This is a genomic window from Propionivibrio pelophilus DSM 12018 (assembly GCF_059569095.1).
This window is the reverse complement of sequence record NZ_JCANUT010000046.1, coordinates 19,287-33,143: the sequence shown is the minus strand read 5'-3', so window position 1 is coordinate 33,143 and position 13,857 is coordinate 19,287. Positions and strand designations below refer to the sequence as shown.

Sequence of the window (13,857 nt, the reverse complement as noted above, 5' to 3'; positions counted from 1 at the left end):
GCGCATGCACGGATTTTTCGAACTGGGGTTCGATGACCTTGGCTTTCTTGCTGTGGCAGTCGGTGCAGGTACTGGTCATGTCACGCGCGTCGTCGGCGTGCGGGTGTTCGTCGTAGCCTTCGTTGTGGCATTTGGTGCAGGCGAGGCGGCGGTGGTCGGACTGGCCGAAGACGTCGGGGTGCTGCAGCAGGCCGCGCAGCTTGCCGAGGTCGAGTCCTTCCTTCGGCGGGGCCTTGAAACCGTCCGGCGAGTGGCAGGAAAAACATTCGGCGTTGGCCTGGCGGATTTTTTCCTGTTGCTCGGGGGTGGGGTCGGTGCCTTGGGCGAAAACCAGGGCGGGGAATAAAAGCAGCACCACCGCACCGATGGCTCGCAATAGCGCAAGTGGTTTTCGCATCGTCCCGTCCCCGATTCTTTTTTTCTCGCAGGATTCACCGCAAGCTTCGGGCCAGCGACAGGCAGTTCCGCCGAGCGGCCCATCGGGGACCGTACAAGTACGTTCAAAAAGCCTCTGTCACCGTTGAAACGCGCGGCGCTCAGCCAAGCACCGCGCTTCTCGGACGACAACAACCGGGCCGTCCCCATCTCCAAGACGGCGACCCGGCGTTACCTTTTCGTAACATCGAAATACAGATAACGTTACGCCGTAGTAACGACGTTCATTATTCCGACTAGAATGAGACGTCGCCCTTTTCCAAGGAGAGCCCGATGAACGTCCTGCGCCAGCTGCGTTTTCTCGTTTTTTTCCTGGCGATTGCTGCAATCCACTCCGCGTCCGCAAGCGAAGCGCAGCGCCCGTTCCGCATCGGCATGACCCCCGCCTTCCTGCACAACCAGCATTCGATGCTGGCCGAATGGAAAACCTACCTGGAGCGCAAGCTGCAGCGTCCGGTCACCTTCATCCAGCGCGATAGCTACCGCGAGACGATGGACCTGATCGACAAGGGCAGTCTGGACTTCGCCTGGCTGTGCGATTACCCGTACCTCGCACTCGGCAAGGCCGTGCGCCTGCTCGCCGTGGCGTCTTACCAGAGCCGGCCGTTCTATCGTTCATACCTGATCGTCCCCGCCAAGGACACAAAAACCGCATCAATTTTCGACCTCAAGGGCAAGGTGTTCGCCTTCGCCGATCCGCACTCGAACACCGGCTACGTGGTGCCGCGCCATGCGCTGAAAAAGGCTGGCATCAACGCTGGCGCGCATTTCCGCAAGACTTTCTTCACCTGGTCGCACGCCAAGGCGATCGAGGCGGTGGCCAGCGGTCTCGCCCAGGGCGCCAACGTCGACAGCTACGTCTGGGACAGCCTGCAAAAGGTCGATCCGCAACTGGCGGCACGCACGCGCATCGTCTGGAAATCGGAAGAGTTCGGTTTCCCCCCGATCGTCGCCGACCAACGTGTTGGACAGGAGGACTTTGAAGCGTTCCAGAAAGCACTGTTCGGCATGGGCGACGACCCCGCCGGCCGCGCCCTGCTCGCCAAGCTGAATCTCGACGGCTTCATCGCCGGTTCGCCGGAACTATACGCCGGCGTGGCCGCGATGATGCGCGACCTCGGCGAGCTGTGACGATCGAATGCTCTTCAATCTCAGCCTGCGCTACAAACTGCCGCTGCTCGGGGCCGCGCTGATCCTGGCCACTGCACTGGCGCTGTCGGCGTCGTTCCTGGTCCAGTCCTGGAGCAACCTGCGCCAGGACATGCTGAAAAGCTCGGAAGATCTCGGCCAGACGATGGCCCGCTCGTTATTCTCCTCGCTGCTGCACGACGACGTGTGGCGTGCCTACGAAACGATTGCCCTGCCTTTCAAGGAAAACAGCGGTTCGGCGCTGGCCGAGGCCGTGATCGTTCTCGATGCCGGACGCCGCGTCTTTGCCTCATCGCACCCCGAGGATTTTCCGGTAACGAGCGCGCTCGCCGAACTCGGCGACGACTTCCGGGCGATCGACGCCGAGATTGCCGCCAATCCGGCGCATCCGTCGCTCATCCTCGAACGCGACGTCGCCGCACATCTGTTCATCGCCATCCCGATCAGCGCCGACAATGTGCGGATCGGCACCCTGATCGTGGCGCACAACAAGAACCAGCTCTGGCACCGCTTCGACCGGACCATCCTCAACGCCGCCGCAGTCACTCTGCTGATCCTCGCCGTGCTGTTGCCGATCAACTGGTACTGGGGACGGCGCATGGTCGCCCCGCTGGAACTCGTCACCGACCGACTGAGCCGCATCAACGCCGGGGAACCGGCGCCGCTGGACCCACATCTCTACCCGTATCACGACGAAGTGGGCACGCTCTACCTTGCCTACGGCCGCATGCTCGACGCCATGCAGGAGAAGCTCCAGCTTGAACAGGAAGTCGTCAAACAGGAGCGCATGGCGGCGGTCGGCCGTCTGACTGCGAGCATCGCCCACGAGATCAACAACCCCCTGGGCGGCATGCTCAACGCCATCAGCACGCTGAAGCGCCACGGCTCGCCCGACCCGCTGGGGCAGAAGACAATCAGCCTGCTGGAGCGCGGCCTCTCGCAGATCCGCGACACGGTCGCCGCGCTGCTCGTCGAAGCCAAGGTCAGCAGTCGCGGGCTGGCCATCCACGACGTCGACGATGTCATGCTGCTGGTCACCCCCGCCGCCCACAAGCAAGGCGTCGAGATCGCCTGGGAAACGCGCATTCCCGAACCGCTGCCGGTCCCGTCGACGCCGGTACGGCAACTGCTGATCAACCTGGTGCTCAACGCCATTCAGGCGGCCGGCCGCAACGGCCACGTCGCGGTATGGACGGAAGGCGAGCGGGAACACCTGACCCTCGTAGTGGAGAACGACGGCCAGGTGCTCTCGGCCGAACACAAGGAACGTCTCTTTGAACCGTTCACCAGCTTCTCGCAGCGTGGTAACGGGCTCGGCCTGTGGATCTGCTACCAGATCGTGACGCAGCTCGGCGGCACCATCCGCGCCGAAACCACCAGTACCCTGACGCGCTTCATCGTAACCCTGCCCCTGGACACCCGACGTGACGAATCAAACGAATCGAACGAACCGTATCTGCCTGATTGAAGACGACGAGATCATGGGCGAGTCGCTCGCCGACCGATTCGTGCTCGACGGGTACGAATGTGACTGGCACCGCACCGCCGCGGCTGCCGAGGCCGCGCTGCTGACGCACGAATATTTCCTGGTGATCAGCGACATCCGTCTGCCCGACCTCGGCGGCGACGAGCTGTTCGCCCGGCTGGCCGGCGAGCACGTCGCGCTGCCCCCGTTCCTGTTCATCACCGGACAGGGCAACATCGACACCGCCGTCCAGTTGCTCAAGCTCGGTGCACAGGACTACATCACCAAGCCCTTCGACCTCGACGCGCTGATGGACCGCATCCAGTCCATCGCCGGCCCGGCGGCGCCGGAGTCGGTGAATGCTCTCGGCTCGTCGCCGGCCATGCGCCACATCATTGCCCTGCTGCCCCGCCTCGCCGGCAGCATCACCACCGTCCTGGTTACAGGCGAGTCCGGCGTCGGCAAGGAGCGCATCGCCCGCACGATCCACGACCTCGGCGGGCCGGAGCGCCCCTTCGTCGCCATCAACTGCGGCGCGCTGACCGAGACCCTGCTCGAAGCGGAACTGTTCGGCTACGAGAAGGGCGCGTTTACCGGTGCCCTGCGCAGCCGGCGCGGGCTGTTCGAGCAGGCCGACGGCGGCACGCTGTTCCTCGACGAAATCGGCGACATGTCGCTGGGCATGCAGACCAAGCTGCTGCGCGCACTGCAGGAGCGCAGCATCACGCGCATCGGCAGCGAGACGCCGACCGCCGTCAGCATCCGCCTGCTTTGCGCCACCCACCGCGATCTCAAGGAAATGGTCGGCAACGGCGAATTCCGCGAAGACCTCTACTACCGCATCAATGTCGTCCAGCTGCGCGTGCCGCCGCTGCGCGAACGGCGCGAGGACGTCTTGTGGCTCAGCCGCCTGTTCCTGAGCGAATTCTCGGGCCACGGACAAAAACCACCGGTCCTCACCGCCGCCGCCGAGCAGGCATTGCTTGCCTACCCGTGGCCGGGCAACATCCGCGAGCTGCGCAACACGCTCGAACGCGCCTGCCTGCTCACCGACAGCCGCAGCATCGGCGTCGATCACCTGTTCGACCCGCCCGTCGCAGCGACGGAACCCCAGAGTACCGGCGGCAACCTGCGCGATTACCTGAATGAGTGCGAGCGCGACTTCATCGTGCGGGCGCTCGATACCAGCCAGTGGCAGATCCAGACCTGCGCCGACGCGCTCGGCATCAGCCGCAAGACGCTGTGGGAGAAGATGCGCAGACTGGGGATCGACAGGGACGGCGACGACGGCATCATGTAGCTGCCGAGGAAGAAAAGGACGACCACTGGGTCGCCCTTCACCACGTTCAGGCCTTCGGCTTTGGGAAGTCTTTCAGGCAACACCGTCCCGAAGGGGTGCTGGTCTCGCAGGAGCAACGTCCCGCTTTCGTCTGTTCCACCACGAAGTCCCTGATCGACGGCTCCCTCTCGAAATCCGCCCTGCTGACGCCGAAGCAGTGACACAGCACCGCATCCCCACCCTTCTCTTTCACGGCGCTCGGGACTCTAAACATGGCCTTTGAAATGACCGAGCCATCGTCACCAAAATACGCTGTATTGCAATCAGGGTTGTCGCAAAAGTAGTAACACCCGGAGGAAGCTGCCCAACGCCAGGAAAACCTGATGTGGTGCGCGATGGTCCGCGAGGAGACCTCCATACATTCAGTCGCACACGCGGGGCAGATGCGCTTGCGTGGCAGACCGGCGTCGCGCGCGGAAGACGAGCAACAATGACTCATGCGGCGACGGCCTCAGAACCAGCCTTCGACCTTGCCTTTCGCCGGCACTCCGCCGGCGTGCACCACCACACCATCGATCACCACGCCCGGCGTGGACATCACGCCATAGCCCATGATCGAGGGCAGATCCTCGACCTTCTCCAGCTTGATCTCCACGCCTTTTTCCTTGGCCACCTGCTCGACCAGCGCCAGCGTGTTCTTGCAGTTGGCACATCCCGTACCCAGAATTTTTACGTCTTTCATGAAACACTCCTTTCAGAAAATAGCATTGAATACATAGCCGACGAGCAGGATGCCCATGGCCACGATACCGGCAAACGTGGCGATCAGGCGCGGCTTGAGCGCCTTCCGGAGAATGATCATCTCCGGCGCGGAGAGCGCGATTACCGCCATCATGAAGGCCAGCACGGTGCCGAGCGCCGCGCCCTTGCCGATCAGCGCCTCGACGATCGGGATGATCCCGGCGGCGTTGGTGTACATCGGCACGCCGAGGACGACGGCGGCCGGCACGGCCCACCAGGCGTCCTTGCCCATGAACGAGGCCATGAAGTCTTCCGGCACGTAGCCGTGGATGCCGGCGCCGAGAGCGATGCCGGCCAGGATGTACGGCCACACCTTGCCGACGATCTGTTTGACGTGACTCCAGCCCGCCTCGAACCGTTCGACCCAGCTTAGATTCAGCCCGACCGTCGGATCGACCTGGCCGGCGTGAATCTTCTGCACCCACTCTTCCAGGTGGCGCTCCATCTTCATCTCGCCGATCACGAAACCGGCGACGATCGCCACCAGCAGGCCCATGCCCAGGTACAGCGCCGCCACCTTCCAGCCGAACATGCCGAAGAGCAGTACCAGCGCGACTTCGTTGACCATCGGGGCGGCGATCAGGAAGGAGAAGGTCACGCCGAGCGGCACGCCAGCGGAGAGAAAGCCGATGAACAGCGGCACCGCGGAGCACGAACAGAACGGCGTGACGATGCCCAACGTCGCCGCCAAACCGTTGCCGATGCCGAGTCGCTTGCCCGAAAGCAGCGCACGCGTGCGTTCCGGAGCAAAGAAGGTCTGCACGATGCCCATGACGAAGACGATGCCGGTAAGCAGCAGCAACACCTTAGGCGTGTCGTAAACGAAGAAATGCACCGCCTCGCCGAGGTGCGTGGCGCGGGTCAGCCCGAGCGCGGCGATGACGGCATCGGCGAAGGCGGTCAGATTGCTGTAGGCGAAAAGCCAGACGCCCGCCGCGACGGCGATGCCGGCCAGCCAGCGGCCTAGCACCGGAGAAGGAAGAACTTGAGATTCGGCAGACACAGGACAACTCCGATCGATCAACAGATGAATTCGTTTAGGATCGTCATTCCGGCGAAGGCCGGAATCCAGAAAATGCAACGAACTGGACCCCGGCCTGCGCCGGGGTGACGAATAGTTCAGCGCTCCCCTACGGAGACGAATGAACCGCAAAAAGGATGCATTTCCTGGAAGGCTCAACGCTTCCGGTAACGCGTCAGCCGGACATCGACCGTGACCGACAAGGACTGCAAGGCGGCAACTCGCGCCTTGCCCTCGCTGCTGGCGCGAAAAAGATGCGGCGTCATGGCCAGCAGGTCGGCAATCTGCGCCTGGCCGACGATCTCGGCCGGATAGCGCACCGTCTCGCTCGACACCATCGAAAATCCGGCCGGAACCGCCGCCTCGATCGCCCGTTCCGCTTTCAGGACGGGATAGATGATCTCGCGCAATTCACGCAGATGATCCGGACCGGCATCGATCTGCACCAGTTGGCCATCCGGCGCGAGCACCCGGGCAAACTCGGGATAGACCGGAAAACCGAACATGCACAGGACGCGATCCAGCGACCCCGTGAGCACCGGCAGATTGGCGTTGCTGCCGACGACCCAAGTCATCCGTTTGTCCCGCTTCGCGGCGGAAAGGACCGCCCACTTGGAGATATCCAGCCCGATCAGCGCCAGATCCCGAATTTCATCGCTGGCGGCAAGCTGGCGCAGGTAATAGCCTTCGCCGCAGCCCGCATCGAGGCAACTGATCGTTGCGCCGGGAAAGGTATCCGCCAGAACGGCACGCCGTGCCGCCTCCGCAATCGGCTGGTAATGGCCGGCTTCGAGAAAGCGTCGCCGGCAGGCCACCATCTCCTTGCTGTCGCCCGGGTCGCGCGAACGTTTGTGCTGGACCGGCAACAGATGGATGTAGCCCTGGCTGGCGATGTCGAAACTGTGGCCGTCGGCGCAGCGCCACGCAGTACCGTTGCTGTGTAGTGGCAGCCCGTCCAGGGGACAGGCCAGTGCGGTGAATGGGATGATGTTCATGAATCCGGCGCGCCTCGGCACCTTGCTGATCGACAAATTCGAAAGCCGTGGAGTCTACCGCTAACGCGGCCCACGCAGTACAGAAAAGCCCGACTGAACGATCTATATTGGGGTTGAGCGCTCCCCCGTTCCTGGCGAATGCAGACCACCCGATAACGCCCAAGGAATTGCGCCGCAAGCGACTTCGACAATTCGAAAAAGCGAGCACACCATGCTTACCGGGATATTGGGCGCCGGGTTGGCCGCCCTTAACGACTACATCGCCACCCACGTCCTGACCTGCCTGGTCCCGGCCTTCCTGCTGGCCGGGGCGATGGTCACCTTCATACGCCGGGAGGCAATCCTGGCGCTGCTCGGCGAACAGGTCAGGAAACGCCGCTCGTTCCCGCTGGCCTGCGGCGCAAGTTTTCTCATCGCCGCCTGTTCGTGCACGGTCATCCCGGTGGCCAGCGGCCTGTATTACGCTGGCGCAGGCATCGGCGCCGCCTTCATCATTCTCTGGGTGGCGCCTGCCGCCAACGTCCTGGCGCTGACCTATACCGGCACCATCCTGGGCACCGAAATGGTTGTCGCCCGAATCGTCGCCGCCCTGCTGATGGCCTTCGCCGTCGGCATGGTCATGACGCTCGCCTTCCGCAACCAGCCGCACCCGCAACGCGCCGGGACACCGGACACCTCGGAGGAAGCCGTATCGTTCATCGAACGCAAGAGCCTGATCCTGATCGTGCTGCTCGTGCTCACCCTGCTGCTGCCCAACTACCTCGTGCAGAGCGGGCCGTACGGGGTGAAGGTCGCCGTGTGGGGCGGCCTGACGCTGCTCACCGCAGCCTACGTCTGGCGGACCGTCAGCCACGACGACCTCGGGCAGTGGATGCAGGAGACGTGGTGGTTCGTGCGCATCATCTTCCCGCTGCTGCTCGGCGGCGTGTTCATCGTCGGTGTCATCGGTTACCTGCTGCCGGAAGCCTGGATTCGTGAATGGCTGGGCGGCAACAGTCTGTCCGCCAACTTTCTCGCCACGTTGATCGGCGCGGTCAGCTATTTCGCGACGATGACCGAAGCGCCGTTCGTGGACACACTGATGGGGCTCGGCATGGGCAAGGGACCGGCGCTGACGCTGCTGCTGACCGGGCCCGGCCTCAGCCTGCCCAACTGGCTGGCGATCGCCCGCGTGTTCGGCATCCGCCAGGCGCTCGTCTATGTGCCGACGATCATCGTACTGGGCACGCTGATCGGCTGGCTGTTCGGCAATTTCATTCTTTAGCGAGGAGAATGACCATGAAGATCCAGATCGCCGGCCCCGGCTGCGCAAAATGCCAGGCCACGGAAAAGAACGTCCGCGACGCCTGTGCCGAACTCGGCATCGACGCCGAAATCGAGCACCTGACCGATCCGCGCGTGTTCGCCCCGATGGGGGTGATGATGACTCCGGCCGCAATCATCGACGGCAAGGTTGTTGTTTCCGGCCGCGTGCCGACGGTGGAAATGCTGAAACAGGAGATCACCAAACACCAAGGGTGAAACAGCGACTATCGAACCGGAGTCCCTGACTCCAGCGGCGGACGCGGAACGAAGCAGCAAACCTTTCCTTCTTCATCGAAGGTCAACTGGCAGGCGTCGGCCAACTGCGTGCGCAACCGCAGCCGCGCCCGCTGCACGCGCGACTTGGCGGCCGGAAGCGAAAGGCCCAGACGCCCGGCGAAGGCCTTCTGCGTCATGCCCTGGATGTCGCAAAGCACGATCGCTTCGCGATCCTCCGGCGAGAGTTCCGACAGCACGCGTGGCAGACAATGGCTCAAGAGATCGACCGGGGCGGTTTCCGGCCGCGCGTCGGCGAGCAGGTCGTCGGGCAGCGGAACCTGCTCCCTGGTCAAACGCAAACGGTCCACCAACAAATTGCGCGCCACCTGGAACAGCCAGGCACGGGGATTTTCCACCCGACAGAAGTCGGCGCCCTGCAGCACGGCGCGCAGGAAGACCTCCTGCAACAGATCGTCGGCGTCGGTCGCGCAGCCGGAACGATGCACGAGGAAACTCCGCAATTCCTCCTGGTGCAGTCGCCATGCCCGCTGGTGGCACTCGTGGGATGACATCGCTTGCCTTGTCGCGAAAAGACTAATCCAGGCGCTTGCGCATGCACTTGGCGCTGGCCGGACACAGGCCGCGAAACTGGGGATGGGCGGCGATGGTCTCCGGCACCGCGTCTCGCTGGACATCCGCATACCCCAGACGCTGCAGATACGCTTGCGCGGTCGTCGTCAGCAGGTAGAGGGCGCCGACACCCGCATCCCGGGCCCGTAGCTCGATCTCGGCGACCAGGCGCTCGCCGATGCCGCGCCCGCGCCATTCCTGTGCAACGGCGAGCGAACGCGGCAAGCCCGCGGTTCCGAAAACCTCAAGCCCGCAAACGCCGACCAGCGCGTTTCCGGACACCGCGACAATGAAGCCTTCGATCGCGTCCGCGTTCAAATCGCCAGTCGGCAAATGACATGCCGTCAGCAGCGAAATGATGGCGGGAAAGTCATCAGGTTGTGCCGGGCGCATCTCGATGGAAGATCCGGTCGCAGGCTTGACGGCTTCGATTGTCGCCGAAACGACATAATCGGTCACCGCCGTACCCGGCGCCCAATCGCGAATGAACGACTTGCTCTCGTTCTTCGGCACGATGCGAATCTGCTCGAAGCCGGCGTTGCCCAGCATCGCCTCCACCTCGGAAATCAGCGACGCACCGGCCATGCAGCCGGTGAGCAGCGCCATGTCCCGCCGGAATTCGGCGGGCATCTCCGCGAAGGCGACGACGTCGGAAATCACCAGACGGCCGCGGGGCCTCAGCACCCGGAACGCTTCGGCGAAAACGCGCGGCTTGTCCGGCGAGAGGTTGATTACACAGTTGGAAATGATCACATCGACAATGCCATCGGCAACCGGCAGATTCTCGATTTCGCCCAGGCGGAACTCGACGTTCCTGTAGCTGCCCTTCTCGGCATTCTCCCGCGCCTTCGACACCATCGCCGGCGTCATGTCCACACCGATCACCCGCCCGTGATCGCCAACCTGCCGGGCTGCCAGGAAGCAGTCGAAGCCGCCCCCGCTGCCGAGGTCGAGGACCGTTTCGCCGGCCTTGAGCGCGGCAATCGCCTGCGGATTGCCGCAGCCCAGACCCAGGTTGGCGCCTTCGGGCACGGCGCCTGTTTCATCAACCGAATAACCCACCGCCTGCGAGAGCGCGTCGACCTCAGTCGGCGACGCCCCGCAACAGGACGGACGGCAGCCGCAGCTGTTGTTCTCGGCAATCTGCCCATATTGCTGGCGGACCGCCCGACGGACTTCGTCGTGTTTCGTCGCACTCATGCTTTATTCATCCTTGTCAGCAACCGATCCAGCTGGTCCGCAAACGTCTTCCGATCCGCGTCGGAGAGCGCCGCGGGCCCGCCGGTTTCGACACCGCTGCTGCGCAGGCTGTCCAGGAAATTGCGCATGGCAAGGCGTTCCTGGATATTGCTCGTCGTCAGCAACTCACCCCGCGGATCGATGACTGCCGCGCCCTTGGCGATGACTTCGGCGGCCAGCGGGATATCGGCCGTAATGACCAGATCGCCCGATTGCGCCTCCGCGGCGATCCGCTTGTCCGCCACATCGAACCCGGCCGGCACCTGCAGGGCCGTGATCCAGGGGGAAGGCGGCACGCGGAGCATCCGGTTGGCAACCAGCACCAGCGGAATTTGGGTACGGTTGGCCGCCCGGTAGAGGATTTCCTTGACCGCCACCGGACACGCGTCGGCATCAACCCAGATTTTCATGGCAACACCACTCGAAGAAATAACTCGATCACTCTACGACAGGTCATTGACCGCCCGGATTCAAACCGACCTCGTACCAGCCCTTCGTCTGATTGACCACCTTGACCACCAGCAGCATCACCGGTACCTCGATCAGCACGCCAACCACGGTCGCCAGCGCCGCGCCGGACTCGAAGCCGAACAGGCTGATCGCCGCTGCCACGGCCAACTCGAAAAAGTTCGACGCCCCGATCAACGCCGACGGACAGGCCACCGCATGCTTCTCGCCGACCTTCCGGTTCAGCCAGTAGGCGAGCGAGGAATTGAAGAACACCTGGATCAGGATCGGCACGGCGAGCAGTGCGATGATCAGCGGCTGCTCGATGATCGCCTTGCCCTGGAAGGCGAAGAGCAGTACCAGCGTGGCCAGCAGCGCGGTGATCGACCACGGGCCGATCTTCTCCATCGCCGCGTCGAACGCCGCCTGACCGCCCTTGAGCAAGGATTTTCGCCAGAGCTGCGCAAGGATCACCGGAATGACGATGTACAGCACGACCGAAGTGAACAGGGTGTCCCACGGCACGGTGATCGCCGAAATGCCGAGCAGGAAAGCGACCAGCGGCGCGAAGGCGAAGATCATGATCGTGTCGTTCAACGCCACCTGCGACAGCGTAAACAGCGGATCGCCCTTGGTCAGGCGGCTCCACACGAAAACCATTGCCGTGCACGGCGCCGCCGCCAGCAGAATCAATCCGGCGATGTAGCTGTCGAGCTGATCGGCCGGCAAATACGGGGCGAAGAGCTGGCGGACGAACAGCCAGCCGAGAAAGGCCATCGAAAACGGCTTAACCAGCCAATTGATGAACAGCGTGACACCGATGCCGCGCACATGCTGGCGTACCTCGTGCAGTGCGCCGAAATCGACCTTCACCAGCATCGGGATGATCATCACCCAGATCAGCAGCCCGACCGGGAGATTGACCTGCGCGACCTCCATGCGGCCGATCGCCTGAAAGACGCCGGGCAAGGTCTGACCGAGCAGGACGCCGGCGACGATGCACAGGAACACCCAAACCGTCAGATAGCGCTCGAAGACGCTCATCGGCGCGCCTGCCGACTGCTTGATGGCCACTTCACATTGCGCGCTCATTGCCCGGTTGCTCCCGCAGCCTCATGGATCAGCCGCGCGGCCGTCGCCACGTCCTTCGCCGACATCGCTCCCAGATCGAGCGCCAGGAAGGCCTTGATGCGCTTCTCCAACGCCTGATAGGCGACTTCAAACGCTTCGCGCCGCGCCTCGATCGGCTCCACATGCGCCGGATCGGCGATGCCCCAGTGCGCCGTCGTCGGATGCCCCGGCCAGATCGGGCAGGTCTCGCCCGCCGCGCTGGCACAAACCGTGAAGATGTAGTCGATGTGCGGCGCACCGGGCGCAGCGAACTCGTCCCACGACTTGCTGCGCACGTCCGACGGCAGCGGCACACCGTGCTTCTCCAGCGTTTCCAGCGCCACCGGATTGACCTTGCCCGACGGCTGGCTGCCAGCCGAAAAAGCGCACACACGCCCCTGCCCCAGATGGTTGAACAGCGCCTCGCCGAGAATCGAGCGGGCGGAGTTGCCGGTGCACAACACCAGCACGTTGATCGGTTGATTGGTAGTCACGGGTTCTCCTCGTTGAATCAGCAAAAATCAGCAAATCGAAAGCTGCCCCTTGCAGCAGTCTTCTGTCAGAAAAGCCGCCAGCGCCCGGATGGCCGGCATCGCCGCGCGGTAGCGCACGAAGCGCCCCTCCTGCGTCGCCACCACCAGCCCGGCCTGCGCCAGCGTCTTGAGATGGAACGAAAGCGTCGGCGCCGGCATCGCCAGCGCCTCGCCGATCACCCCCGGCGTCAGCCCGTCCGGGCCGTTTTGCACGAGCAGGCGAAGCACGGCCAGGCGACTTTCCTGGGCCAGCGCAGCGAAGGCATTGACAGCGTCTTTGGTTTCCATATTTCCAATAATATGGAACTATTATCGATGAGACAAGAGACATTTTTTGTCTCCGCACTCGGCCCACGAGAGGCCGACCAAGCAGCGAACGCCAACAGCCAATCGTGGAGTCACCTCGTGCCCGCCCCTTAAGCCACTTGACCGTATCGCAAAAGAGATACAAAATTCGCAAAAAACGGAGGTTCTGACCATGGCCCATTCCACCATGCTGCACGTCCGCGTGGACGACGAAATCAAGGCACAAGCCAGCGAAGCACTGGCAGCCATGGGGCTGTCTGTGTCGGATGCCGTGCGCATCTTGCTCAAGCGAGTGGTCAACGACCAGGCCTTCCCGCTGGAGCTTAAGGTTCCCAATGCCCAGACCCGCGCGGCAATCGAAGAAGCCCGCGCAATCACGAAAGCCCGCGCCGCGCGTTTCGATTCTGCCGATGCATTGATTGATGACCTCGAAAAAGCCCGCCAACAGTAAACGGGCCTCGCCCCCCAGGGCGTGCGATTACACCAAGGTCTTCCTCAAAGACTGGGAACGCCTTTCCTGCTCGGGCCGATACGACCTCAAGCACCTGAAAGAAGTGATGTTGCTGCTCATCGCCAACGATGCGCCGCTGAGCCCCGAATGGCTGGATCATCGGCTCAAGGGCGACTGGGCCGACCACCGCGAGTGCCACATTGGAGGCGACTTCCTTCTGATCTACCGGCTGGATGGCAATACCATCATCTTTGTGCGCGCCGGTACGCACTCGGAACTGTTCGAAGAGTAGGCCATGATCATCGAATCACTTCCTGGTTTCACCCCACCAGCCCCCCAGCGCTGGGAATCAATCCCTGCCGAAATCCGTCAGCGCCTGCTAGCCAATGTATGGGGCGAGCACCAATTTCAGCGGAATGATCAAAGGCGGTGACTTGCTGATGACAGGCAAATGCGCCGAATGCCACGACGACGT

18 protein-coding genes are annotated in these 13,857 nt (G+C 63.2%); 7 read left to right on the top strand and 11 right to left on the bottom strand.

All coding sequences use genetic code 11. From position 1 onward, the window contains the following. The coding region (locus BO74_RS15940) for a hypothetical protein (RefSeq protein WP_496443513.1) at positions 1-397 on the bottom strand (397 nt) is incomplete at its 3' end. Between the two features lie 311 nt (positions 398-708). Here BO74_RS15940 and BO74_RS15935 point away from each other — a divergent pair. Genes BO74_RS15935 through BO74_RS15925 form a run of 3 tightly spaced genes read left to right on the top strand, consistent with a single transcriptional unit; the run spans position 709 to position 4,349 of the window. Next, entirely contained in the window at positions 709-1,566 is an 858-nt protein-coding gene (locus BO74_RS15935; protein ID WP_496443511.1) for a substrate-binding domain-containing protein, read from the top strand. 7 nt (positions 1,567-1,573) lie between these two features. Then, the gene (locus BO74_RS15930) at positions 1,574-3,052 is read left to right on the top strand and encodes a sensor histidine kinase (RefSeq protein WP_496443509.1); all 1,479 of its coding nucleotides are present in this window, start codon (positions 1,574-1,576) and stop codon (positions 3,050-3,052) included. After that, positions 3,009-4,349, top strand: coding sequence for a sigma-54-dependent transcriptional regulator (locus BO74_RS15925; protein WP_496443507.1), 1,341 nt, complete (start codon positions 3,009-3,011; stop codon positions 4,347-4,349). The genes BO74_RS15930 and BO74_RS15925 overlap by 44 nt, the downstream gene beginning before the upstream one ends. Positions 4,350-4,395: 46 nt before the next feature. On the opposite strand, the gene BO74_RS15920 is transcribed toward BO74_RS15925, so the two are convergent. The 4 genes from BO74_RS15920 to BO74_RS15905 form a co-directional block, all read right to left on the bottom strand. Further along, a complete protein-coding gene (locus BO74_RS15920; RefSeq protein ID WP_496443505.1) occupies positions 4,396-4,827 on the bottom strand; it encodes a putative iron-sulfur cluster-binding metallochaperone in 432 nt (143 codons plus the stop codon). 12 nt (positions 4,828-4,839) lie between these two features. After that, positions 4,840-5,070 (bottom strand): thioredoxin family protein, encoded by a 231-nt coding sequence (locus BO74_RS15915; protein ID WP_496443503.1) that lies wholly within the window; start codon positions 5,068-5,070, stop codon positions 4,840-4,842. A gap of 12 nt (positions 5,071-5,082) precedes the next feature. Further along, a complete protein-coding gene (locus BO74_RS15910; RefSeq protein WP_496443501.1) occupies positions 5,083-6,132 on the bottom strand; it encodes a permease in 1,050 nt (349 codons plus the stop codon). Between the two features lie 173 nt (positions 6,133-6,305). Beyond that, positions 6,306-7,145, bottom strand: a complete 840-nt coding sequence (locus BO74_RS15905) for a putative RNA methyltransferase (RefSeq protein ID WP_496443499.1) — start codon at positions 7,143-7,145, stop codon at positions 6,306-6,308. A 211-nt stretch (positions 7,146-7,356) separates the two neighbouring features. Here BO74_RS15905 and BO74_RS15900 point away from each other — a divergent pair, with 211 nt between their 5' ends. Both BO74_RS15900 and BO74_RS15895 read left to right on the top strand, forming a co-directional pair. Continuing rightward, the gene (locus BO74_RS15900) at positions 7,357-8,409 is read left to right on the top strand and encodes a permease (protein ID WP_496443497.1); all 1,053 of its coding nucleotides are present in this window, start codon (positions 7,357-7,359) and stop codon (positions 8,407-8,409) included. A gap of 14 nt (positions 8,410-8,423) precedes the next feature. Beyond that, a complete protein-coding gene (locus tag BO74_RS15895) occupies positions 8,424-8,666 on the top strand; it encodes a thioredoxin family protein (RefSeq protein WP_496443495.1) in 243 nt (80 codons plus the stop codon). An 8-nt stretch (positions 8,667-8,674) separates the two neighbouring features. Here BO74_RS15895 and sigZ read toward each other — a convergent pair whose 3' ends face one another. From sigZ to BO74_RS15865, 6 genes are read right to left on the bottom strand one after another with little or no spacing between them, the layout of a single operon-like run. Continuing rightward, entirely contained in the window at positions 8,675-9,238 is a 564-nt protein-coding gene (gene sigZ, locus BO74_RS15890; RefSeq protein WP_496443493.1) for an RNA polymerase sigma factor SigZ, read from the bottom strand. 22 nt (positions 9,239-9,260) lie between these two features. Beyond that, the gene (gene arsN2 / locus BO74_RS15885; RefSeq protein ID WP_496443491.1) at positions 9,261-10,496 is read right to left on the bottom strand and encodes an arsenic resistance N-acetyltransferase ArsN2; all 1,236 of its coding nucleotides are present in this window, start codon (positions 10,494-10,496) and stop codon (positions 9,261-9,263) included. Next, positions 10,493-10,945, bottom strand: a complete 453-nt coding sequence (locus BO74_RS15880) for a YaiI/YqxD family protein (protein WP_496443489.1) — start codon at positions 10,943-10,945, stop codon at positions 10,493-10,495. Before BO74_RS15880 ends, arsN2 begins: the two co-directional genes overlap by 4 nt. Before the next feature lie 43 nt (positions 10,946-10,988). Next, positions 10,989-12,074, bottom strand: coding sequence for an ACR3 family arsenite efflux transporter (arsB, locus tag BO74_RS15875; RefSeq protein ID WP_496443487.1), 1,086 nt, complete (start codon positions 12,072-12,074; stop codon positions 10,989-10,991). Then, on the bottom strand, positions 12,071-12,586 hold the full coding sequence (locus tag BO74_RS15870; protein ID WP_496443485.1) for an arsenate reductase ArsC: 516 nt from the start codon (positions 12,584-12,586) through the stop codon (positions 12,071-12,073). The genes arsB and BO74_RS15870 overlap by 4 nt, the downstream gene beginning before the upstream one ends. A 27-nt stretch (positions 12,587-12,613) precedes the next feature. Further along, positions 12,614-12,913 (bottom strand): ArsR/SmtB family transcription factor, encoded by a 300-nt coding sequence (locus BO74_RS15865; RefSeq protein ID WP_496443483.1) that lies wholly within the window; start codon positions 12,911-12,913, stop codon positions 12,614-12,616. A 190-nt stretch (positions 12,914-13,103) separates the two neighbouring features. Here BO74_RS15865 and BO74_RS15860 point away from each other — a divergent pair, with 190 nt between their 5' ends. Together BO74_RS15860 and BO74_RS15855 are read left to right on the top strand one after the other, a co-directional pair. After that, positions 13,104-13,382, top strand: coding sequence for a type II toxin-antitoxin system RelB/DinJ family antitoxin (locus BO74_RS15860; protein WP_496443481.1), 279 nt, complete (start codon positions 13,104-13,106; stop codon positions 13,380-13,382). Beyond that, entirely contained in the window at positions 13,354-13,674 is a 321-nt protein-coding gene (locus BO74_RS15855) for a type II toxin-antitoxin system YafQ family toxin (RefSeq protein WP_496443479.1), read from the top strand. The genes BO74_RS15860 and BO74_RS15855 overlap by 29 nt, the downstream gene beginning before the upstream one ends. Positions 13,675-13,857 lie beyond the last annotated feature (183 nt).